The 21,727-nt window shown below is 64.0% G+C and carries 21 protein-coding genes and 3 pseudogenes; 17 read left to right on the top strand and 7 right to left on the bottom strand.

All coding sequences use genetic code 11. The features are described 5' to 3' along the window. Nucleotides 1–11: 11 nt before the first annotated feature. The 4 genes from LB526_RS13645 to LB526_RS13630 are packed head-to-tail and all read left to right on the top strand — an operon-like array spanning nt 12 to nt 3,595. Nucleotides 12–350: an XdhC family protein gene (locus tag LB526_RS13645; RefSeq protein WP_224628034.1), complete on the top strand. Its 339-nt coding sequence runs from the start codon at nt 12–14 to the stop codon at nt 348–350. Nucleotides 351–356: 6 nt separating this feature from the next. Continuing rightward, complete coding sequence (locus LB526_RS13640; RefSeq protein WP_224628032.1) at nt 357–1,061, top strand: XdhC family protein; 705 nt, start codon at nt 357–359, stop codon at nt 1,059–1,061. Then, on the top strand, nt 1,058–2,674 hold the full coding sequence (locus LB526_RS13635; RefSeq protein ID WP_224628030.1) for an NTP transferase domain-containing protein: 1,617 nt from the start codon (nt 1,058–1,060) through the stop codon (nt 2,672–2,674). The genes LB526_RS13640 and LB526_RS13635 overlap by 4 nt, the downstream gene beginning before the upstream one ends. A gap of 33 nt (nt 2,675–2,707) precedes the next feature. Further along, a complete protein-coding gene (locus LB526_RS13630) occupies nt 2,708–3,595 on the top strand; it encodes an alpha/beta hydrolase family protein (RefSeq protein ID WP_224628028.1) in 888 nt (295 codons plus the stop codon). A 15-nt stretch (nt 3,596–3,610) separates the two neighbouring features. Here the strand turns inward: LB526_RS13630 and LB526_RS13625 are convergent, their stop codons facing one another. Further along, a complete protein-coding gene (locus LB526_RS13625; protein ID WP_224628026.1) occupies nt 3,611–4,660 on the bottom strand; it encodes a DUF1176 domain-containing protein in 1,050 nt (349 codons plus the stop codon). A 141-nt stretch (nt 4,661–4,801) separates the two neighbouring features. Between LB526_RS13625 and LB526_RS13620 the strand changes: the two genes are divergently transcribed. Continuing rightward, the gene (locus LB526_RS13620) at nt 4,802–5,308 is read left to right on the top strand and encodes a DUF1993 family protein (protein ID WP_224628024.1); all 507 of its coding nucleotides are present in this window, start codon (nt 4,802–4,804) and stop codon (nt 5,306–5,308) included. 53 nt (nt 5,309–5,361) lie between these two features. Here the strand turns inward: LB526_RS13620 and LB526_RS13615 are convergent, their stop codons facing one another. Then, a complete protein-coding gene (locus LB526_RS13615; protein ID WP_140546832.1) occupies nt 5,362–5,526 on the bottom strand; it encodes a DUF1127 domain-containing protein in 165 nt (54 codons plus the stop codon). Nucleotides 5,527–5,838: 312 nt separating this feature from the next. Here LB526_RS13615 and LB526_RS13610 point away from each other — a divergent pair, with 312 nt between their 5' ends. The 3 genes from LB526_RS13610 to LB526_RS13600 all read left to right on the top strand — a co-directional run bounded on the left by LB526_RS13610 (nt 5,839) and on the right by LB526_RS13600 (nt 9,113). Beyond that, the gene (locus LB526_RS13610; RefSeq protein ID WP_411967547.1) at nt 5,839–6,375 is read left to right on the top strand and encodes a hypothetical protein; all 537 of its coding nucleotides are present in this window, start codon (nt 5,839–5,841) and stop codon (nt 6,373–6,375) included. 349 nt (nt 6,376–6,724) lie between these two features. Then, nucleotides 6,725–7,792, top strand: coding sequence for an aldo/keto reductase (locus tag LB526_RS13605; protein WP_224628022.1), 1,068 nt, complete (start codon nt 6,725–6,727; stop codon nt 7,790–7,792). 52 nt (nt 7,793–7,844) lie between these two features. Further along, nucleotides 7,845–9,113, top strand: a complete 1,269-nt coding sequence (locus tag LB526_RS13600) for a cysteine desulfurase-like protein (RefSeq protein ID WP_224628020.1) — start codon at nt 7,845–7,847, stop codon at nt 9,111–9,113. Nucleotides 9,114–9,166: 53 nt separating this feature from the next. Here the strand turns inward: LB526_RS13600 and LB526_RS13595 are convergent, their stop codons facing one another. From LB526_RS13595 to LB526_RS13580, 4 genes are read right to left on the bottom strand one after another with little or no spacing between them, the layout of a single operon-like run. After that, the gene (locus tag LB526_RS13595; RefSeq protein ID WP_224628018.1) at nt 9,167–10,192 is read right to left on the bottom strand and encodes a histone deacetylase family protein; all 1,026 of its coding nucleotides are present in this window, start codon (nt 10,190–10,192) and stop codon (nt 9,167–9,169) included. 2 nt (nt 10,193–10,194) lie between these two features. After that, nucleotides 10,195–10,689, bottom strand: a complete 495-nt coding sequence (locus LB526_RS13590; protein ID WP_224628016.1) for a GNAT family N-acetyltransferase — start codon at nt 10,687–10,689, stop codon at nt 10,195–10,197. A 12-nt stretch (nt 10,690–10,701) separates the two neighbouring features. After that, nucleotides 10,702–12,084, bottom strand: coding sequence for an aspartate aminotransferase family protein (locus LB526_RS13585; RefSeq protein ID WP_224628014.1), 1,383 nt, complete (start codon nt 12,082–12,084; stop codon nt 10,702–10,704). Between the two features lies 1 nt (nt 12,085). Further along, nucleotides 12,086–13,726, bottom strand: coding sequence for a N,N-dimethylformamidase beta subunit family domain-containing protein (locus tag LB526_RS13580; protein ID WP_224628012.1), 1,641 nt, complete (start codon nt 13,724–13,726; stop codon nt 12,086–12,088). Nucleotides 13,727–13,872: 146 nt separating this feature from the next. On the opposite strand from LB526_RS13580, the gene LB526_RS13575 reads away from it, so the two are divergent. From LB526_RS13575 to LB526_RS13565, 3 genes are all read left to right on the top strand, one after another. Further along, nucleotides 13,873–14,121, top strand: a complete 249-nt coding sequence (locus tag LB526_RS13575; RefSeq protein WP_140856941.1) for a ParB N-terminal domain-containing protein — start codon at nt 13,873–13,875, stop codon at nt 14,119–14,121. A 120-nt stretch (nt 14,122–14,241) separates the two neighbouring features. Then, complete coding sequence (locus tag LB526_RS13570) at nt 14,242–14,637, top strand: GFA family protein (RefSeq protein ID WP_224628010.1); 396 nt, start codon at nt 14,242–14,244, stop codon at nt 14,635–14,637. 274 nt (nt 14,638–14,911) lie between these two features. Further along, nucleotides 14,912–15,124 carry a hypothetical protein gene (locus tag LB526_RS13565; RefSeq protein ID WP_095765230.1) on the top strand — a complete coding sequence of 71 codons (213 nt, stop codon included), beginning with the start codon at nt 14,912–14,914 and terminating at the stop codon, nt 15,122–15,124. Between the two features lie 20 nt (nt 15,125–15,144). On the opposite strand, the gene LB526_RS13560 is transcribed toward LB526_RS13565, so the two are convergent. Continuing rightward, nucleotides 15,145–16,074 (bottom strand): hypothetical protein, encoded by a 930-nt coding sequence (locus tag LB526_RS13560; protein WP_224628009.1) that lies wholly within the window; start codon nt 16,072–16,074, stop codon nt 15,145–15,147. Nucleotides 16,075–16,278: 204 nt separating this feature from the next. Here LB526_RS13560 and LB526_RS13555 point away from each other — a divergent pair, with 204 nt between their 5' ends. The 6 genes and pseudogenes from LB526_RS13555 to LB526_RS13535 all read left to right on the top strand — a co-directional run bounded on the left by LB526_RS13555 (nt 16,279) and on the right by LB526_RS13535 (nt 21,221). Next, the gene (locus LB526_RS13555) at nt 16,279–17,151 is read left to right on the top strand and encodes an undecaprenyl-diphosphate phosphatase (protein ID WP_224628008.1); all 873 of its coding nucleotides are present in this window, start codon (nt 16,279–16,281) and stop codon (nt 17,149–17,151) included. A gap of 48 nt (nt 17,152–17,199) precedes the next feature. After that, on the top strand, nt 17,200–17,985 hold the full coding sequence (locus tag LB526_RS13550; RefSeq protein WP_224628007.1) for a phosphodiester glycosidase family protein: 786 nt from the start codon (nt 17,200–17,202) through the stop codon (nt 17,983–17,985). Nucleotides 17,986–18,137: 152 nt separating this feature from the next. Continuing rightward, nucleotides 18,138–18,276 (top strand): annotated as a pseudogene (locus LB526_RS29785) (muramidase); the annotation flags it as partial. Nucleotides 18,277–18,395: 119 nt separating this feature from the next. Then, nucleotides 18,396–19,256 (top strand): annotated as a pseudogene (locus LB526_RS13545) (GH25 family lysozyme); the annotation flags it as partial. Nucleotides 19,257–19,492: 236 nt separating this feature from the next. Beyond that, nucleotides 19,493–20,448, top strand: a pseudogene (locus LB526_RS13540) (IS5 family transposase). Nucleotides 20,449–20,738: 290 nt separating this feature from the next. Continuing rightward, entirely contained in the window at nt 20,739–21,221 is a 483-nt protein-coding gene (locus LB526_RS13535; protein WP_095765235.1) for a DUF2314 domain-containing protein, read from the top strand. Nucleotides 21,222–21,727 lie beyond the last annotated feature (506 nt).

The following is a 21,727-nucleotide window of genomic DNA, read 5'->3' as shown; positions in this document are numbered from 1 at the left end:
GAGAAGTGACGATGGATGAGAGCATTTATCTCGATGAGGCCCGCGATCCGCTGATCATCGCGGAAGGCTGGATGAAGGACGGCAAGGATGTCGCCATCGCGACCGTGGTCGAGACCTGGGGTTCGGCGCCTCGCCCGGTCGGCAGCCATCTGGTCATTGACGCCGAGGGCAATTTCCATGGCTCGGTCTCCGGCGGCTGCGTCGAGGGCGCCGTGGTGACCGAGGCGATGGACGTCATCGGCTCGGGCAAGGCCAGGATGCTGGAATTCGGCGTCGCCGACGACACTGCCTGGCAGGTGGGCCTGTCCTGCGGCGGCCGCATCAAGGTCTATGTCGAGCGGCTGGGCTGATCACAGATGGATCCCTACGTCCTGAAGACACTGAACGAAGAACGCCGCGCCCGCCGCGCCGCGGTGCTTGTCACTGACCTCGGCGACGGTCGCGACCGCATCGTGCGCGAGGGCGACCATGTTGCGGGCGATCTCGGCGCGGCGATCGCCAATGCGTTCCGCACCGGCAATTCACAGTCGGTGGAGGCGGAAGGGCGGACGTTCTTTCTCAACGCGCATCTGCCGCGTCCGCGTCTGGTGGTGATCGGCGCCGTGCATATCAGCCAGGCGCTGGCGCCGATGGCGAAGATCGCCGGCTATCCGGTCGAGATCATCGATCCGCGCACCGCCTTCGCTACCCCGGAGCGCTTTCCCGACGTCGTGCTGCATGCCGAATGGCCACAGGATGTGCTGAAACGCGCGCCACTCGACAGCTATACCGCCCTTGCCGCCGTCACCCACGATCCGAAGATCGACGATTTCGCGCTGAAGGCGGCGCTCGACGCGCGATGCTTCTATGTCGGGGCGCTGGGCAGCCGCAAGACCCACGCCAAGCGTGTCGAACGCCTGCTGGCGCTCGGCGCCGGTGCCGACCAGATCGCCCGCATCCACGCGCCGATCGGCCTCGATATCGGTGCTGCCAGTCCGGCCGAGATCGCCGTCGCCGTCCTTGCGCAGACGATCCACGCCTTCCGCTCGCGCGGTTTCGAAGCAAAAGGCGCCGTGGCGTGAGATTCGGACCGGTTCCGATCGACGAGGCGGAAGGGGCGGTGCTGGCGCATGCGACCACCGCCGGCGAAAAACGCTTCCGCAAGGCGCACCGGCTGAGCCGCCAGGATATCGAGGCGCTCAAGGCGGCGGGCGTCGGCGAAGTCGTCGCGGCGGTTCTTGCCGCGGACGATTTGGGCGAAGATGTCGCAGCCGCGAAGATCGCCTCCGCCATGCGTCACCGCAACGTCGAGGTCAAGCCGGCCGCGACCGGGCGGGTGAATTTGCATGCGGAAGCCTCAGGCGTCTTTACCGTCGACGCCGCGATGATCGACGCCATCAATGCCGTCGATCCGGGCATCACCATCGCGACGCTGGCGCAGCATGCGCCGGTCGAGAAGGGGCAGATGGTGGCGACGGTCAAGATCATCCCCTTTGCCGTCGCCGAAAGCCTGGTGGACAGCGTGGTGAGGATCTGCGCCGGCCGCGAGATATTTGCCGTCAATGCCTATCGCCCCGTAACTGTCGGCGTCATCCAGACGATGCTTCCCGGCGTCAAGCCGAGCGTGCTCGACAAGACACTGCGCGTTACCGAGGCCCGGCTGGCGCGTTTCGGCGGCCGACTGACGGCCGAGCGGCGCACGCCGCATGAGGTCGCGCCGGTCGCCGCGGCCGCAACCCAGCTGGCGCGCGACAACGACATGGTGGTGATCTTCGGCGCCTCGGCGATGAGCGATTTCGCCGATGTCGTGCCGGCCGCGATCGAGCGTGCCGGGGGTACCGTCGTCCGCGCGGGCATGCCGGTCGACCCCGGCAATCTGCTGGTGCTCGGAACGCTCGACGGCAAGCGCATCGTCGGCGCGCCCGGCTGCGCGCGCAGTCCGAAGGAAAATGGCTTCGACTGGGTGCTCGATCGGCTGGTTGCCGGGCTCGAGGTGACGGCGGGCGATATTGCCGGAATGGGCGTCGGCGGGCTTTTGATGGAAATTCCGACCAGGCCGCAGCCGCGCGAGCCGGCGCCGCAGCCGGCAAGGTCAGCGCTGAAAGTCGATATCGTGCTCCTGGCCGCCGGCCGCTCGAGCCGGATGGGCGGGCCGAACAAGCTTTTGGCGCTGTTCGACGGCGAGCCGCTTGTGCGCCGCACCGCCGGTCGTGCGCTGGCCTCGAAGGCCGCCGCCACCGTCGTCGTCACCGGCCATCAGCGCGAGCGCGTGCGTTCGGCGCTTGGCGGTCTTGGCGTGACATTCGTGGACAACCCGGATTTCGCCGATGGCCTCGCTTCGTCGTTGAAGGCGGGTATCGCGAAGGTCGCGCCCGACGCGGCCGGCGCCATGATCGTGCTTGGCGACATGCCGGGCGTTTCGTCGAAAGACCTCGACAGCCTGATCGACGCGTTCCGCCGCGCCGGCGGCCGCTCCGTGGTGCGCGCTTCCCACCAGGGCAAGCGCGGCAATCCGGTGCTTTTGCCGCGATCGCTTTTCGCGGCCGTCGCGCAGCTCGAGGGCGATACCGGCGCGCGCCATCTGGTCGAGGCCGAGGGTCTCGACGTCATCGATGTCGAGATCGGGCAGGGCGCCTCGATCGATGTCGACACGCGCGAGGCGCTGGAAGGGGCGGGTGGCGTTCTGCAGGATTGACAAAGCGGAGCCGAATTTCGCATGCCTCTCGGCATGGCTTTGCGTTATCGACTTTTCTTCGCCCTGATCACCGCGGCGGCGCTGTCCCTCTCCGCCGCCGAGGGGCAGACGCTTTCGCTGAAATCGTTCAAGGACGATCTATTCGCCTATCCGGCGACACTATCGACCGGCGACAACGGCGCCTACACCGTCCTCGACTATCGCGAGATGCGCGACATCAATCAACGTGACGAGGTGCCGGAAAGGCGTGTGCATGCGCAATACACCGATCCCGGCGTGCGCAAGGTGCAGCAGGACCTGATACTGAAGACCGACGCCGGCGATATCAGGCATGTCGCGGTCGGCAGGACCGAGGGCGCCTCCATCATCGTTCTCTACCTGCACGGGCAAGGCGGCAGCCGCAAGCAAGGCGTGGACGACTTCACCTTCGGCGGCAATTTCAATCGCATCAAGAACCTGATGGCCGCCAACAACGGGCTCTATCTTTCGCCCGATTTCCCCAATTTCGGCGACAAGGGCGCGGCGCAGGTCGCGGCGCTCATCGACCACTATGCCGAGACATCGCCGAGCGCGAAAATCTTCGTCGCCTGCGGCTCGATGGGCGGGATGATCTGCTGGAAGCTCGCCGCGCGCAAGGACACGGGCGGCCGCATCAGCGGGCTGCTGCTGCTCGGATCGCTGTGGGACGACAGCTTTCTCACCAGCCCCGCCTTCAAGCGCCGCGTGCCGGTGTTCTTCGGCCAGGGCAGCCATGACGTGGTCTTCCCGGTGGAGAAGCAGGAAGCCTTCTTCCGTTCGATCCTCGCCAGGAAGGCTTATCCGACCCGCTTCGTACGCTTCGAGACCGGCACGCACGGCACGCCGATCCGCATGGTCGACTGGCGCGGCACGCTGAACTGGATGCTGACGAAAGCGCCGTGATTGCGCTGCAGCGCCTCAAGGCGCCGTGTTGTAGTCGATGACCGTCTGCGGATTTTGCTCGCCGTCATAGGACGCATCGACGTCATACTGGACGAGCGAGAAATCGCCGTTGCGGAAAAGGTAGGTTCCCGATGACGAGGCATCCCCCACGCCACGCCATTTGTTCGATGTGGTGATGGTTTTGGTGTTGTCGTCATAGTCCGAATTGGTCGCCCAGCCGCTGGTCTTGAACCCGATGATGTGGATCGATTCGACCTTGCCTTCGCTGTTGTTGTTCTCGTAGCGGATGTCGAGGTCCGGCTCGGTGAACTGCAACTGTGAGACGCCATCGACGTCGTCGGTGATGTAGTAGACCGCCGTCTCGTTGTAGGCGGCCATCGAGCAGAAGAAGCGGAACAGCCGCGTCTCGCGCTCCGGGTCGCTGGGCTGGGCGTCCTTGTCCTTATAGTGGATGGAATGAGCCTCTGGCTCGCCGATCGGCTTGCCGTCAGGATCCTGCTTGTCGCACTGGTCGCCATAGGTGGCGAGGAAGGCCTTCTTGGCCTGCTCCAGGGCCTCGTCCTTCTTCGGCGGCGGCGGGCCGTCGCCACAGCTTGCCGGCACGGCGCTGTCGAAATCCTCGGTCGACGGCTTCAACGCGCCCTTGTCGATGAAGATCGGCTGAAAGGGCGGCTCCTGGATCTGCGCATTGACCTGGCGGACCGTGTAGCAGCCGGCGAAAACCTTGGCCTCGCCTTTTTTGTCGGTCGCCTGGATGGCGACCGGGACGCTGTAATAGATGCTGCCGGCAGCACCGTCCTCCGAGATGGCGCCAGTCTTGACTTCGACGCTGTCGGTGCCGTCGTAACCCTTGACGAAGGCATTGAAGTCCTTTGCCGGCTTCGTATCGCCGAAATAGCCCCAGGCGCGGGCGAATTCGTGACGGTTGATGGCGCTGTAAAGCGAGCGGACGACCGCATCGGCGCTTGATCGGTCATCGACATAGGGCGCATCCGCCGCGGACGCGGAATGCGTGAGGCCGGCCAATGAGAAAAAGACAGTCGCTGCGAAAGTGGCTCTTTTCATCGAATCCTCCGCTCGGTAACGAAAATACTACCACGGCGATTGCGGCGGCGCGGTGACGCCATGGGGAGGACCGCTTGAAGAATCGTGGCGGGAGGCGCTAGTTCACGGCCCGCGGCGCTGGGCCGCGTGGGGAGATTGCCCGTGACCATTTCCATGTACGACATATCGGTGGGCGTTTTTTCCGCCAGGCTGAAGGCGCTGGCCAGCGTCTTGACGGCGGCGGAGCAGGATGCCGGCGAACGCAAGATCGATCCGCAGGTGTTCCTCACGGCGCGGCTGGCGCCAGACATGTTCGCGCTGGCCAGGCAGATCCAGATCGCCACCGACCATGCCAAGGGCGCGCCGTCGCGGCTCGCCGGGCGCGAGGTGCCGAAATATGAGGACAATGAAGCGAGCTTTGCCGAGTTGCAGGCCCGGATCGCCAAGACGCTCGATTATCTGGCGACATTTGCGGCGGCCGATCTGGAAGGATCTGAGGACAGGACGGTCGAAGTGCGGCTCGGCGGCCGCGAAACCACGCTGCCTGGCCTGCAATATCTGCTGCACCTGGCGATGCCGAATTTCTATTTCCACGTCACCACAGCCTACGACATCCTGCGCCACAATGGCGTGCCGCTCAGCAAGCAGACTTTTCTTGGAAATCGTTGATGTTGAATGGCTTGGAGGTTTCCCGGGATTCCGGGAAACCTCTTTGGCTCAGCTCAGCGGATCGACATTTCGCGCGCGATGCGCGGAAAATCCGCCGGCTTGACGCCGATATCGGCGCGGTCCGCATTGCTCATCGCGTTCAGAAGCGCAAGCGCCGAGCGGTAACGCTGGTGTTCCTGCGGCCTCGGCCGAGCGAACATTTCAGTGAAGAACCCCATGACTCAGTTGCCCCAGTTGGTCCTCCCGACGCCAGCATATAGGCGATTTGTTAAAATTGTGCAGTGCAGCATTTGCATGGCTGCCATGCCGCGACAATTTCCCGCCACAATCGATTTCCGTGAAACTTTTTGGCAGGCTCGGCCGTAGGCACCCGTGCCGGCACATGGCTGGCTTTTTCCTCGCCACTCCTGGCGACCTTGCCGGACTGCCCGAAGAGCAGTCCGGCTTTTTATTGTCCGATGCCGTCTTGCCGGGCGGAAAAGCCGCCAATTGTCAATATCGCCAGAATTCATTCTTAACGAGAGCCCACTATGTTTGGCGGCATCACTGCATGCCGTCACGACAGGGAGGTTGAGATCGGCACCGGGAACAAGCTCGATTTCGCTTCGTTGCTCGACGACCTGATCGTCGCCTCGGAGAAAGGCGAGGACGAGGGCGCCCGACCGTCCATCCCGTTTGATTATCTGTCCGTGGCCGATGAACTGCATTCCGGCCGCATCAAGGTCGCCGGCGAGAGCGTCGCCGCCGAATATCGTGAGCAAGGCGCCGACCTCGCTGCCGAGTTCGCAGCACTTCTCGACCAGGCGAAACTGACGCTTGCCGGCGAAGAGCAGTGGCCGGAGGAGAAGCTGCCGCCGATCGATCCCGAAGCGATCGCCGGCGAGCTCGGCCTCGACCGTCCGGCCAAGAACGCCGATTTCGGTCGCATCCGCCGTAACTTCGCCTTCGCCAACCATCCGGACCGGGTCGCGCCGCATCTGCGCCAGCGTGCCATGATCCGCATGCAGGTTGCCAACATGCTGATCGACGAGGCCAAGCGGCGGGCGCTGGCCGGGGCGAGGCGGTAGTTCCCTCCATCAGAGACTTCGCTATCGAAATTGGCTGGAGCCTCTCCAATATTCGTCATCCTTGGGCGTAGTGACGCGAAGCGGAGCGCAGACCCAAGGATCCATTCCGTGACCTTCAACGTAGAGTGCAACGGTGCAGAATTCTGTAACCGCTGCAACGCTTTAGGGTAACGGAATGGATTCCAGGGTCTGCGCGCGTCGCTTCGCTTCTTGCTCCGCCCTAGAATGATGAACTGACTGACGCTTCGGCCAATCTCGAAACTGGGCGGCTTTGCAAAACGCAAGCGTTTTGCTCTATGTTCAACTTCCTCCCCGCGCTGTCCGCGCAAACCTCCCGCCGGAGAATTCCATGCATAAGCGCCGCCTCGGTCGGACCGATCTTCTTGTTTCGCAAATCTGCCTCGGCTCGATGACCTGGGGTCAGCAGAACACCGAGGCCGAGGGCCACGCGCAGATGGACCTGGCGTTCTCGCGCGGGGTGAATTTCATCGACACGGCCGAGCTTTACCCGATCCCGCCCAAGGCAGAGACGCAAGGGCGAACCGAGAGGATCATCGGCAGCTGGATGAAGGCCAATCGAAACCGCGACAAGGTCATCCTTGCCTCGAAGGTGGTCGGCCGCACGGCCAACGCATGGTTCCGCGGCGATCGTCCGTCGAAGCTGGTGCGCGCCGACATTTTCGACGCGGTCGAGAAATCGCTGGCCAAGCTCGGCACCGACTATATCGACCTCTACCAGATCCACTGGCCGGACCGGGACATTCCGTGGGGTTCGAACCCGACGCGGATCGGAGCGGTGGCGCGCCGGGCCGATGCCGCAGCCGCGCCCGGAGACGAAACACCGATTGCCGAGACGCTCGCCGTCTTCCAGGACCTGGTGAAAGCCGGCAAGATCCGCCATCTCGGCCTCTCGAACGAAAGCTCCTGGGGCGTCATGCGTTTCGTCTTCGAGGCCGAGAAGGGCTCCGGCCCGCGCGTCGCCTCGCTGCAGAACGCCTACAACCTCGTCAACCGCACCTTCGAGGTGAACCTTGCGGAGGTCTGCGAGCGCGAGGAGATCGCGTTTCTTCCCTATTCGCCGCTGGCGCAGGGTTATCTCACCGGAAAATACGATCATGGCGCGCGACCGCAGGGCTCGCGCTCGCAGCTGTTCAACCGAGGCCAGCGCTACGAGACGCCGAACGCGGCGGAGGTGCTGCTTCAGTACAATGAGCTGGCGCGTTCCTTCGGCATGGAGCCGGCGCTTTTCGCCAACGCCTATGTGGCGAGCCGGCCCTTCGTGACCGCGAACATCGTCGGCGCCACCAGCGTTGCGCAACTCGATGTGGCGCTGTCCTCGGTCGACGTCACCTGGACGGAAGAAATGCAGAAGGCGGTCGACGCGATCCATCAGCGTGTCGGCAATCCGTGCCCTTGAGCGGGAATCGTAGAGAAAAGACGGATCGTTGAGAAAAAACAGGGGGGAGACGATGGCAGACTTTCCGATCGAGGCCGTGCGCGGCAGATTTCCGGCGCTTTCGCTCGCCGATGACGGTCGCCGGCGTATCTATCTCGACAATCCAGCCGGCACGCAGGTGCCGCTGACGGTAGCGGACGCGGTGTCGCGCTGCCTGCTGACGACCAATGCCAATCTCGGTGGTTTCTTTGAAACGACGGTCGCGGCCCAGAAAGTGGTCGACGCTGCGCATGCCGCTATGGCTGATTTCCTGAACGCATCGAGCGTCGAGGAGATCGTCATCGGCGCCAATATGACGACGCTGACCTACCACATGTCGCGCACCCTCGGCCGCACGATGAAGCCAGGCGACGAGATCATCGTCACGCGCATGGACCATGAGGGCAATGTCTCGCCCTGGCTGCAGCTTGCCGAGGATCTCGGCCTGGTCGTGCGCTTCCTGCCGTTCGACGAGCGGAGCTGGCAGGTGGAGGAGGCGGCGCTCAAGGGACTGCTTTCGGAAAAGACGCGGCTTGTCGCGCTGAACTATGCCTCCAATCTCACCGGCTCGATCAACCGTGTGAAGGCGCTGACGGCGATTGCCAAGCAGGCGGGCGCATTGGTCTACGTCGATGCCGTGCAATTCGCGCCGCACGGGCTGATCGACGTGCAGGCGCTCGGCTGCGATTTCCTGATCTGCTCGGCCTATAAATTCTTCGGGCCGCATATGGGAATATTGTGGGGCCGGCGCGACGTGATCGACGCGCTCCAGCCTTACAAATGCCGCTGCTCGTCGAACGTCCTGCCCGAGCGGTTCGAGCTCGGCACGCCGCAGATCGAGCTGATGGCCGGGTTGACGGCGGCAATCGACTATTTCGCCGATCTCGGCGCTGCCGCCGGCGAGAGCGGGTCGCGCCGGCAGCGGATCGCCAAGGCGTTCGAGGTCTCGTTTGCTTACGAGAATACGCTTGCCCGGCAACTGATCGAAGACCTGTCCAGCATCGAGGGGCTGGTGATCCACGGCATCATCGATCCGGAACGCCTCGCCGAGCGGGTGCCGACCGTTTCCTTCACCGTCGAAGGCATCGCGCCGGAAACGATCGTGCGGCAGATGAATGCCGAGAACATCTTCGTCTGGTCAGGCCACAATTATGCGTGGGAGGTCGTCCACCAGCTCGGAATACCCGCCGAGCAGGGCGTCGTGCGCATCGGCATTGCGCATTACAACACGGCCGCCGAGATCGAGGAGACGCTGGAGAGCGTGCACCGCGTGATCGCGATGCTGCGGCAGCAGCGCTCCTAGTTTTTTACCTTTACGCAATTCCGAACCGCTACACACTTTTCCTGGAATTGCTTCTAACTCTGCTTGCCGAAGCCGGTGAGGAATGCGGTGAGGTTGTCGCCGAGCGCATCACAGAGATAGCCGCCTTCCTGGACGATGACCGTCGGCAGGCCGAGCCCGGCGATCGCTTCGCCGATGCGCGAGAAGCCAGGCGTCGTCACCGACAGGCCGCCGAACGGATCACCCTCGAAAGCGTCGAGGCCGAGCGCCACGACCAGCGCTTCCGGCGCGAAGGCGCGGATGCGCCGGAAGGCCGTCGCCAGCGCTTCGAGAAAGGCCGCGTCGCCGGACTTGCGCGGAAGCGGCAGGTTGAGATTGTAACCGAGGCCGGGACCTTCGCCGCGCTCGTCGGCATATCCCCAGAAGAACGGGTAGAAGCGCAGCGGATCGGCGTGCAGCGAGACGGTGAGCACGTCGGGGCGGGCATAGAAGATGCCTTGCGTGCCGTTGCCGTGATGCAGGTCGACATCGAGGATGGCGACGCGGGCGGTGTTCTTGCGCAGCACCTGCGCCGCGACCGCCGAATTGTTGATGAAGCAGAAGCCGCCGGCTACATCGGCGAAGGCGTGATGTCCGGGCGGGCGGCAGAGCGCATAGGCCGAAGGCGCGCCGGCCATCACCGCTTCGGCAGCTTCTACCGCGCTCCAGGCGCTCCACAGCGCGCTGTTCCAGGTCTCGGCCGAAATCGGGCAGGCGGTGTCGGCCATGTGGTAGCCGGCCTGGCCGACTGCCGAGGCCGGGTAGGAGCCGGCGCGGGCGATCGGGTGGATGTTCGGGATGACTTCCGCCGAGGCGCCTTCGATGCGCTGCCAGCGCGCAAAAATGTGCTCGAGAAAATCGAGATATTCAGGCGTATGCACCGCGGCGATCGGGCCAAGTCCATGATTGCCGGGGCGTTCGATCGTCAAGCCGGCCGATATTGCGCCGGCTAACAATCGTTCAATCCGCTCCGGCTTTTCCGGGTTGGGCTGCGGCGCGCCGCTGGAGAGGAAAGCTTTCGGGTCATGGCGCTTCTGCTCCTCGGCATAGAAGGCTTTCATCGTCATTCCTCCGGCGTATCGGCAAAGGCGAAAAAGGCATCGCCGACGATCTTCTGCACCTGCTCGTAGCTCGACCGGCCGATGCCCAGTCTTTCGTAGAAGGCCTTGGCGGTCTCATTGTCGGTATCGACGGAGAGTCGCAGATAGCCACCGCCTGCCGCGCGGCACTCTTTCGCCACGCGCCGCAGCAATCTTTCGCCGACCCGGCGGCCGCGGAAGCGATCCTTGACATAAAGGTCCTGCACATAGACGCCGGGACGGCCCATCCAGGTCGAGAAGATCGGGAAATGCAGGCAAAGCCCGGCAAATTCGCCGTCGATCTCGGCGATCAGGGTCGAGAAGGCGGGGTTGGCGCCGAAGCCGTAGTGGCGCAGATCCTCGGGTGTCGAAGTGATTTCCTGATGCGCGCCGATATGGGTGCCGAGGCGCAGCAGGGCGGCGTGAATGGTTTCGACATCATCGATGGTGCCGGGGCGGAGGGTGATTGGTGCCGGCATCAAAACACCTTCTCATCCTTCCACCGGCAGGTCGAGCTCCACGGCGAGCGCCTCCAGCGAATCTCCGATGATGGAAATCATCTCGCCGATCTGGTCTCTGGTGATGATCATCGGCGGCGCCACCATGAAATTGTCGCCGTCGACGCCGCCCTTGACCTTGCGGCCATAGATGATCAGGCCGCGCGCATAGGCGTGGTCGAGCAGGCGCTGCGTCGCCTTGCTGGCCGGATCGATGGGCTTCAGTGTCTCCGGATCGGCGACCATTTCGGCGCCGGTGAGCAGGCCCTTGCCGCGCACGTCGGCGATGAAGGGGAAGCGCTTTTGCAAGCCCTTCAACTCTGCCATCAGCACCTCGCCCATCGCGGCGGCGTTGGCGATGAGGTCGAGCCGGTCCATCTCGCCGAGCACGGCGAGGCCGGCGGCGCAGGCAAGCGGATTGCCGGCATAGGTGTGGCCGTGCTGGAAGCCGCCGGAGGCCAGCAGCGGCTCGACCAGGCGCATCGGCGCGGCGAGGGCGCCGAGCGGCGCGTAACCGGAGCCCAGCCCCTTCGAGAGGGCGACGATGTCGGGCCTGCAGTTCCAGTGGTCGCCGCCGAGGAACTTGCCCGTCCTGCCGGCGCCGCTCATCACTTCGTCATGAATCAGAAGAATGCCGTAGCGGTCGCAGATCTCGCGGATGCGCGGATAATAGCTGTCGGGCGCGACAAGGGCTGCGGTCGCGGCACCGCCGACCGGCTCCATGATGAAGGCCAAAACGCTTTCCGGCCCTTCGGCGAGAATCTTCTCCTCCAGCATGTCGGCGTAGCGGATGCCGCGCTGCTCCAACGAAAGGTTGTCGCGGTCGCGCCAGGCCGTGGGCGCAGGCACTGTCGGCATCACCTTCATCATCGGCGTGAAGGTTTCGGCGAGCGCATCGTCGCCGGTGACGGAAAGCGAGCCCAGCGTGCCGCCATGATAGGAGGGGAAGCGGGTGATCACCTTCCAGCGCTTCGGCTGGCCGGTGGCGACCGCCCATTGGCGGGCGAGCTTGATGCAGGATTCGGTCGCTTCCGAGCCGCCCGAAACGAAGAAGATGCGGTCCATGCCTTCGGGCAGCTTGCCGGCCAGCGCGCGCGCAAGCTCCTCGGCCGGCTCATTTTCGAAATGCAACCGGTAGGCGAAGGTGGTCTTGTCCATCTGCCGCTTCATGGCGTCGAGCACGTTACGGTTGGAGTGGCCGATATTGGCGACCATCGGCCCGCTCGAGCCGTCGATGAAGCGGCGACCGTCCTTCGTCCAGAAATAGATGCCCTCGGCGCGGTCGACGAGCGGCCGGCGCAGGCTGGACAAATAGAACAGGTGCGACGGCGGCCGCGCTTCGGCCTCTGCTGTGGGCTGGACTTCCAGTTTCGACATGTCAGGACTTTCCGAGATAGCGGTCGAGAATATTTTTGGTCACGCGTTCGACCATCGCGTCCTGCCTTAGCAGGCCGGCGACCCATTCGCAGCTTCCGGCGTGGAAGACCTCGCCTTTGCCGCGCGGGAAATTGACGATCATGCCGTTGCCGCGCTTGACCTTGTCGAGATTGGCGTCGCTCGCCTCGCCGAACAAGGTCTCGGCGGTGAAGCGGCCGTCCTCGTCGGCGAGGAACTGGTCCTCGATCGAGATGTCGGCGCTTTCCTCGACCTGGCTCGCCATGCCAACCGCCAGCACCTGCAAGCCGTCCGGCGCGCCGCTGGTCGCGGTCGGGTAGGGCAGGCCGCCACGGATCTCGAAATCGAGGCCGTCGACTTCATAGCCGTAGACATGACTGTCGGCGCCGAGCAGGTCGCCGTAATAGATGCCGGTGCCGGCAAAGGCCCAGTGCTCGGGCCGGTAGACCGGGAAGCCACGCACGCCCCGCGGCGCGCAGCCGCCCCAGCCGGCATAGACGCCTCGGGTCGCATTGAGGCCGAAGGTGGCGCTGCCTGGACGGCCGATCTCAGGCGCTTCCCAGGAATTGGTTGCGCGGGTGACGTCGCCGCCGCGATAGGCGGGGTCTTCCGCGCGTGCCTTGTATTTGTAGCAGACCTGGCGGCGGCCTTGGTTCTCCAGCCGCGTCTGCCACATGAAATTGCCGGCGAAGCGCGCCGCATGCCCGCCGCGCTCGACATAATTGTCGACGGCGTCGCGCATCTCCCAGGTCCAGTATTCGTCGTGGCCGACGAAGACGACGCAGTCGTAGCCGTCGAGGATTTCGGGCGAGAAATGGAGCTCGTGCTGGCTGGCGAGATCGACCTGATAGCCGGCGCGCTCGGCGAAGCGGAAGAAATGGCTGTCATAGCTCGCCCAGCCCGAAGAGGCGTATTTCTTCGAATGTCCCGTGGCGAAAGCCCATTCCATATGCGGATAGCGTGGCACGGTCTTCGGCGGCACCGCGACTTCCAGCGGCACGCGCGGCGCATCCTTGGGCAGCACCACGAAGCCGCGGCACCAAGGGCGCTGCGTCGACACCGTCGTCGCGTACTGATCGCGGTTCGGACCGGTGATGCCCTGATAGTGGTTCGAGCCGCCCCACGTGTTGTAGGCGAGCCAGGTGCCAGTCGCGGCGACCTGCAGCAGGCGGCCGGGCTTGCGGCCGGGCAGGGGTGTGACGATGAAGAGATGATGGCTGTGGATCGGCGTCCCGTGGCGGCCTTCGGCCGAGAGCGTCACGCGGTAGGCGCCGGACGGCCAGTCGTCGCCGACGCGGAATTCGAACGAGGCCTCCCAGCCGCAGCCGTCTACAGAGCATTGGTCGGGCGTATCTTGCCAGCGCGCCGACAGCCCCGCTCCCTCGAAGACTTTTGTTTCGCTCTCGCCGTCGCGGATGACGGCAAGGCTGAATTGCGGCGCCGACGCGCTGACGAAGAGCGTTACCGTCTCGCCGGGGCGATAGGAAAACCGGTCGCTGTAGGCCCAAATCTCGCCGCTCGAGCCATCCATTCCCGGCCATTCGTAATAATGGCCGCGCACCGCCTCGCGGCGCTGCTCGGGCGTGAGCCCGAAATCGGGGAATTCACTGGGCAGTTGCGTCAAGGAACACCTGAGATCACGAGGCCGTCATTGAGACCGTTGGCCGGCCAAGCGTCAAATGGAAACCATCGGGCCAGCGCGCTTGCGCTTGGCCGCCGCCGGCAAACCAACTATTCATGCTGAGGCGACATTCTCGCCGAGGAGCCGACATGCTGCGTGTGCAAAAGGTCAAGGTCGACGACATCTACGTGCCGACGGCGCGGCGCAAGACGCTGCATCCCGAGACGGTGCGCCATCTCGCCGAGGATATTCTCGAAAACGGCATGAAGACGCCGATACAGGTGCGGCACGACGGCAAGCGCCACATTCTGGTCGAGGGGCTGCATAGGCTCGAAGCCGCGAAATGGCTCGGCGAGACCGTGATCGACGCGTATCTCGTGCAGGCCAAGCGCCACTGATTTCTCGTTAGGGGGCGGGACCTATCACCGTTAGCGATCGCGTTCCATCAACGCTTTTTGATTGACGCTGTCGTGCCTGCAGTTAAAGCGTGCCGCTACTCCAGGAACAGGAAGCTTACCATGGCAAAATATGAAGGCGGGTGCCTATGCGGCGCGGTGCGCTACAGGGCCGAGGCCGAGCCGATCAACGAACGCGTCTGCCATTGCCGCATCTGTCAGAGAGCGATCGGCGCCGCCTTCAATGCTCGGCTTCTGTTCCGCATCGACGACGTGACCATCGAAGGACCGGTGGCGACGATCAATTCCACGCCAGACCTCAAGCGCGGCTTCTGTCCGGTTTGCGGCACGACTTTGTTCTCACGCCGTGATTCCAGGGGCATTCTCGGCATCACCTCCGGCTCGCTCGACGACCCGTCGCTGTTCAAGCCCGACATGCATTTCTGGACCGCGTCGAAGCAGCCCTGGGTGATGCTCGACGATGGCCTGCCGCAATATGAAGGCGCGCCGCCAGCGTAGCTTCTTCCTTCTCCCCTTGTGGGAGAAGGTGGCCGAGCGAAGCTCGGTCGGATGAGGGGTGTTCCAGAGAATACCAGCGTCTCACTCCGCTGGAACACCCCTCATCCGTCTCGGCGCTTTCGCGCCGATCCACCTTCTCCCACAAGGGGAGAAGGAAGAATGCCTGCACAAAAAATTCATCTTCGATTCACGACATAGCCGGCAAAGCGTCATTGGCGGGCCATCTTTGGCTGCCTATCTAGCGCCATGCGGGAAGGCATCGAGGAGGCGACGGATGAGCGAGAGCATCAACACCCTGGACGAGCTTTTGAACGACCCGATGGTCCAACTCGTGATGGCGCGCGACCGCGTGCGCCCGGCCGAGCTTCGCCTGCTTCTGGAAAAGGCTCGCGACAGGGCGAGCGATGATTCCCGCATCGATCAGGCTTCGGTGCCGCCGGCGCATGTGGTGGCAAGAAGCTGCCTGAAGCAGTGGTTGTACCGCTGAGGCAACTCCAGGGAAATTGGTCAGCTCGAATTCGCGGGCAAGTAACTGTAATGGCTACGCAAATAGGCGAGCTTGAAGCCGAGCCGGTCGTAGTTGCGATAGGCCGCCTCGTCGCGGTCGGGGCGCGGCGCCTCGATATCGGCGACAAACAGCTTCGCGCCGGCGGCTATGCCGTCGCGGACCAGCCTTTCGCCAAGCATGGCGTCAAGATCGAAGCTCGGCGCCATGATGCCCGGCACCGGCGCGTCGATGCCGCTCCAGGCGGCCCCGTCTGAGATGAAGAGCGAGCGCACGGCGGCGACCGCGCCCCTGCGTTTCAGCATGTAATGATGCCAGCCCTTGCGATCGACAAGCGCCATCAGCCAGGGCGAGGTGGGGAGCCTGTATTTGGCATCGATGAAAGATGCCCATTCCGAAGCTGTCCTGGGCGTGACCTCCTCGATCACCAGATCGTCAACCGGGATCAGCGGGTCGCTCGGGAAAAGCGGTTCGTCCGGCAGGGGCGCCGCGTCGCGATAGATGCGCTCCCAGCCGCCTTGCTGCTGCATCCCGCGCGCTTCCAGCCAGCATCTCAGCCGCGACGGCTCGGTATGCGGGTTGGTATAGAACCAAGGCCGCATGACGCCGGCCGCGCGGTAGTGCGCGAGCAGCGCGTCGACCTGTTCTTCCGTCGCCGGCCCGTCGACGCCGATATTCTTCACGCAGTTGAAATGAATGAACGGGATCGTCGTGCAGGTGGTCCAGACAAGATCGCCGTCCTTGTCAATCGTCAGCCCTTGCCGGGCCGCGAAATCCGCGGGCGCCGCCTCGTAGAGGTCGAGCCAGGCAGCGACTTCGGCGCGCTCGATGGCGCGGCTGGTATCACGCGACACCTCCTCGATCGTGATTTCTGCAGCATGCGTTTCCGGCGGCGTGACCGGCTCCAATTCCGAGAGGGCGGCTGTCGACATGGTGATGCTCCTCCAATTGCCTTACAGTGTAAGATTAGCGGATGATAATGTGGAGGCGGCCATTGTCAAGCAGGATTAGCGGCACCTTACAAATCCGTGAGTTGGAATCACGCTATCGTGAGGCTAAGCCTGTCCTCCAGGCTTTTCGAATGACGATTCACTTTTTGCCCCCAAGAACGATTGGGGCACGGGGAAAGGACCGGGATGACCGACGTCTGCACGCAAGGACTGGATACCGGCTTTGTCGGCCTGGGTTATGCCAAGGTGGCATTTCTCGGCATCGTGCAAGGCATCACCGAATTGCTGCCGATCTCCTCGACCGCGCATATGCGCATCGTGCCGGCCTTGCTCGGCTGGCAGGATCCCGGCTCGGCCTTCTCTGCCGCCATGCAACTGGCGGCGCTGGCGGCGGTGGTCAGCTATTTCTGGAACGATGTCAGGGACGTCCTGTTCGGTTCGGTTGCGGCGATCTCGAGGCGCGATTTCGGCGACCGCTATTTCCGCCTGGCGATCAGCATCGTGCTTGCCACCGTCCCGATCGTCATTGTGGGCCTCGCGCTTTCCGGCGTGCTCAACGCCTGCAGCTCGCCGCTGCGGGGGCTCGCCGTCATCGGCTGGGCCTGCATCGCCATGGCGATCCTTCTGGCGCTGGCCGAAATTTTCGCCAGCCACAAGCTCGTGCTGCGCCAGGCATCGATCCTCGACGCGCTGCTGGTGGGCGTCGCCCAGGTCGGCGCGCTTATTCCCGGCGTCTCGCGCTCGGGCTCGACGTTGACGGCGGCGATGGGGCTGGGCTTCGCCCGGCCGGAGGCGGCGCGCCTGTCCTTCCTGCTCGGCCTGCCGGCCATCGCGCTGGCCGGCCTCAAGGAGCTCTATGAACTGCACAAGGTGCATCTCGATGCGCATGGCTGGTCGATCCTGGCCGTCGGCCTTGTCGTTGCCTCGATCTCGGCTTTCTTCGCGATCTGGGGGCTGATGCGCGTGCTCGAGCGCTTCTCCGCCTGGCCGTTCGTCATCTATCGCGGTCTGCTCGGCGTGGTGCTGCTGATCGGCGTAGCGACGGGATGGCTTGTCTAGAGGTCTTCGCTCAATCCGTCATATCGACGCCGACGCCCGGGTGCGCTGATGGATCTTGGGACTCTGCTGCAATCCCTGCCGTTGCTGGCGACGCTGGTGAAATCGGCGGCGCCGGCGGCAATTGGCGCCGGCATGAGCCTCGGCCAATGGCTGGCGGCGCTGCCGCCCTGCCGCAACCAGGTTTTTGAGAGCGCGACCTATCTGGTCTGCGAAGCCGATCCGAAGCATTTTTCCATCGAGCTGTTCTGGAAGAACAAGGACGGCGATCTCTACCGATCGCTGCACAATCTGCGAAGCGCGCAGCAGGCGACGGGGCGCACCATGCTCTTCGGCATCAATGCCGGCATGTATCATCCGAACCTCGCGCCGGTCGGCCTCTATGTCGAGCGCGGCGAGCAGTTCACGCCGGCGAAGACCGGATCGGGCACCGGCAATTTCTCCATGCAGCCCAACGGCATCTTCTATATCAGCGCCGGCAAGGCCGGGGTTCGCGCGACCAGGGATTATCTCAAGCGCCCGCCGCGCGTCGACTATGCCACGCAGTCCGGGCCGATGCTGGTCATCGGCGGCAAGCTGCATCCGAAATTCCGTTACGACGGCACGTCGCGCAAGATCCGCGATGGTGTCGGCGTGCGCGCCGACGGGGTTGCGGTCTTCGCGATCTCGAACGATGTCGTGACCTTCCATGAATTCGCGCGGCTATTCCGCGACCGGCTCGGCTGCCCGAACGCGCTCTTCCTCGATGGCTCGATCTCGAGTCTCTATGCGCCCGGGATCGGCCGCAACGACGATTTCTGGAATCTAGGGCCGATGATCGGCGTGTTCAGGCGCTAGCCAAGAAGCTCGCTTCGGCGCCATCCCGAATCATCCGCTCGCGCCAAAAGTAAATTTTGATTCAAACTTTGTTGGTAATTTCTCATTAGGAATGGCGTTTCCGGCGGCGCTGTTCCTGCCTTCGGTCTGTTTTGTTTTGCGTACAGGTCAAGATGCGGATTTTTGGTGTCGTCAGTTTCGTGCTCGCATCGCTTTGCCTCGCCGGCTGCTCGTCCACCTCCGGTGTCGATGCCTTGCAGATGCCGTCCAACGAGACGACGAGCTCGGTCGTGCGGCCAAGCGCGCCGGTGTCGAAGGGCGCGAGGACAGCCGTCACCGAAAGAACCGTCGAGACCGCATCGATGTCGGGTGCCGCGCGCATCAAGCCGCCGGCGCCGTTGCTCGACGAGGATAACGCAGGCCCCGGCGACGAGAATTCGCGCCCCTTCGGTCTGGCCGAGGAGGAGACGGTGAACTTCCCGGCGGCCGATCTGCCGGACAGCGTCGAGCTGCCGGTGCAGGAGGCAGCACTCGTCTCGCCGCCGAAGCGGCTGTCGCGCGCCGCGCCCGCGATGCTCGCCGGTCCGGTCACCCGCTATGCGTTCCGCGACGCCAAGCCGATCAATTTCGGCCGCTCCTCACCGCGCCACCTTGCCGTTCACGGCGTCGACGTCTCGCGCTGGCAGGGCAACATCAACTGGGGAAAGCTGCGCGCCCAGGGCGCCAACTTCGCCTATATCAAGGCGACCGACGGCGGCGATCATCTCGACCCGATGTTCATGAAGAATTGGCGCAACGCGGATGCCGCCGGGCTGAAGCGCGGCGCCTATCATTTCTTCTACTGGTGCCGCACCGCCGGCGAGCAGGCCGACTGGTTCATCCGCAACGTGCCGAAGGTCGACGGCGCGCTGCCGCCGGTTATCGACGTCGAGTGGAACGGCGAGTCCTCCTGCAAGCGGCGGCCTTCGCGTGAAAAGGTGCTGGAGAAGATGCAGGTGTTCATGGACAGGCTGGAGCGCCACTACGGCCAGCGGCCCATCATCTACACCAGCCCCGACTTCTATCGCGACAACCTGCGCGGCGCCTTCCAGGACTACCCGTTCTGGCTGCGCGCCGTGGCCGCGCATCCGTCAAAGGTTTATCCGGGCCGCAGATGGCTGTTCTGGCAGTATTCCGGCTCCGGCCTGTCGCATGGCGTCAGCGGCCGCATCGACCTCAACGTCTTCCATGGCGACGAGCGCCAATGGCGCGCCTGGCTGGGCGGCGGGCAGATGGTGGCCGACGCGGATTGAGGCGGAGTTTTCCCTTCTCCCCTTGCGGGAGAAGGTGGCCGCGAAGCGGCCGGATGAGGGGTGCTCCAGCTTGATGCAGACCTTCGCAAACGACTGATGATCGCCAGCATCTCACTCCGCTGGAACCCCCCTCATCCGTCTCGGCGCTGCGCGCCGATCCGCATTCTCCCATAAGGGGCCTGTTGCGTAATTGGCTGGTTGTGATTCTCTGAGAAGGAAGCTCGGAGGGAATCGCAATGGCGGTGAAGCAGACGGGGCAGTTGAGCCTGGCGGAAGCATTTCTGGGCCAGAAGCTTGCAGGTGGATCCTCGCCGCTCGACCGACTGTCCGGTCTGGTGAAGTGGTATCGCTTCGAGAAGCTGCTCAACCCGCTGCGCGACGGCGGGCCGGGACGCGCAGCCTGGCCGCCGTTGTTGCTCTTCAAAGCGCTGCTGCTGCAGTCGCTCTATGGGCTATCAGATCGCGGCTCGAGGAAGCGCTCGGCGATCGGTTGTCATTCCGGCGCTTTGCCGGGCTTGGGCTTGAGGAGAGCATTCCCGATCACACGGTGCTGTCGCGCTTTCGCAACTTGCTTGTTGGCGAAGGACTGATGGAGAAGCTGTTTGGCGAACTGGACCGGCAGTTGGAGAAGGCGGGCCTGATCCTGAAGCGCGGCACGATGCTAGACGCCACGCTGATCGATGCAGTCTCGGCGCCGCCGACAGCCGAGCGGCCCTCGAAGGACGCCGATGCCCGTGGCGTAAGACGGGGTAAGGGCGACTTCACCTTCGGCTACAAGGCCCATGTCGGGGTGGACGAGGGCTCTGGCCTGATCCGCACGGTGATCACCACACCGGCCAACGTCAACGACACGGTGATGGCCGATGAGTTGGTGCGCGGCGACGAGAAGGCGGTGTGGGCGGATGCCGCCTATGACACGCATGCCCGCCGGGCCAGGCTCAAGGCTGAGGGCCGCAAGCCGCGCATTGCCCGCCGCCCCAACAAGCACCATCCCGAACTGCCGCCGCGGCTCAAGCGCTACAACCGCCTGATCGCGAGACGGCGGGCAGCGGTGGAGACCACCTTCGCCACGCTCAAGAACCGCATGAAGCTGACGACGATCCGCTATGTCGGATTGGCCAAGGCCGCAGCTCAAGTGACGATGGCTGCAATCGCCTTCAACATGCGCCGATGGGCCGCCATCACAGGATAGGTGCGTCCAGCATCCGGCCTGAGGCCACACCGCCACCCTCAATTCCACCCCAAAAGCCAAAACGGAGCGAGGCCTCGCGACCAAATCGCTCCGCGAGCCTGTCCTTGCTAACTGCGCAACAGGTCCATAAGGGGAGGAGGGGAAGCATCGGCGCCTCACGCGCGGGCGTCGGCCGGTGAGGTCGATGGCAATTTCGGCATTTCGCTAACCATGCGCTCACCCTGTCTCTTAGAGGTGCGGCAACGGGCTTCCGGTAACGTGTCCGTGATCGCATTTCGGAGAAGGTTTCGATGCGCAAACTGATTGTTACTGCCGCTTTGGTAGCCGCCGTCGGCTACGGATTTTTCAATTCGCACATGCGGGGCAGCGAGCCCAAGGACAATGTGGTCGCCTATTCCACCACCGACGCGGCGATGCAGGGCGCCAAGGCCAAGGGCCATTCGACGCTGCCGCGCTTCCATGAACTGATAGCCGCACGCACGCCTGGTACCTACACCGTGAAATTTCCGCTGACCCAGAACGGTGCCACCGAGCATATCTGGATGCAGCTTGTGGCTTTCAGCGACGGCCGCTTCGTCGGCCTGCTGGCCGACAAGCCGGTTAATGGCAACCAGTACAAGATGGGCGACCGCATGACGGTGGCCGAGGCCGACGTCGAGGACTGGATGATCCGCAATGGCGGCGACGTCTATGGCGGCTACACGGTGCGCCAGGCGCTGGCGGATATGCCGAAGGAACAGGCGGCGAAATACGGGATCGCGTTCAAGGATTGAGCGCTCTTCTCCTTCTCCCCCTGGGGGAGAAGGTGGCCGCGAAGCGGCCGGATGAGGGGTGTTCCAGCTTGATGGACACCTTGCCGGTTGGGGGCGCCGCAGCAAGATCGCCAGCCTCTCACTCCGCTGGAACACCCCTCATCCGTCTCGGCGCTGCGCGCCGATCCACCTTCTCCCACAAGGGGAGAAGGAGAGGGCGCTCATGCCTCGGCCCCGCGCGGTCGTCATCCTCGGGCTTGACCCGAGGATCCATGCCGAGACCCCGGCGAAGTGTGCAAACGGAGCAGAATTCTGAACCGTTGCAACGCGTCGATGTAACGGAATGGCAACTGTGTTCACGCGAATGCGGTTTTGTCGCGAATGATAGCGTTGAGGACGACCAGGAGCTTCCTTGCGACGGCGATGATAGCGAGCTTCTTGGAGCCCGACCGGGCAGCAAGTGCGGTGTAGAAGGTCTTGAAGCGCTCACAGGTTCGAATGGCAGTGAGGGCTGCCATGTAGAGGGC

It is taken from the genome of Mesorhizobium sp. CA6 (assembly GCF_020165035.1).
In the GTDB taxonomy this organism is placed as follows: Bacteria; Pseudomonadota; Alphaproteobacteria; order Rhizobiales; family Rhizobiaceae; genus Mesorhizobium.
The sequence above is the reverse complement of the archived record's forward strand: the minus strand, read 5'-3'. Positions and strand labels throughout refer to the sequence as shown.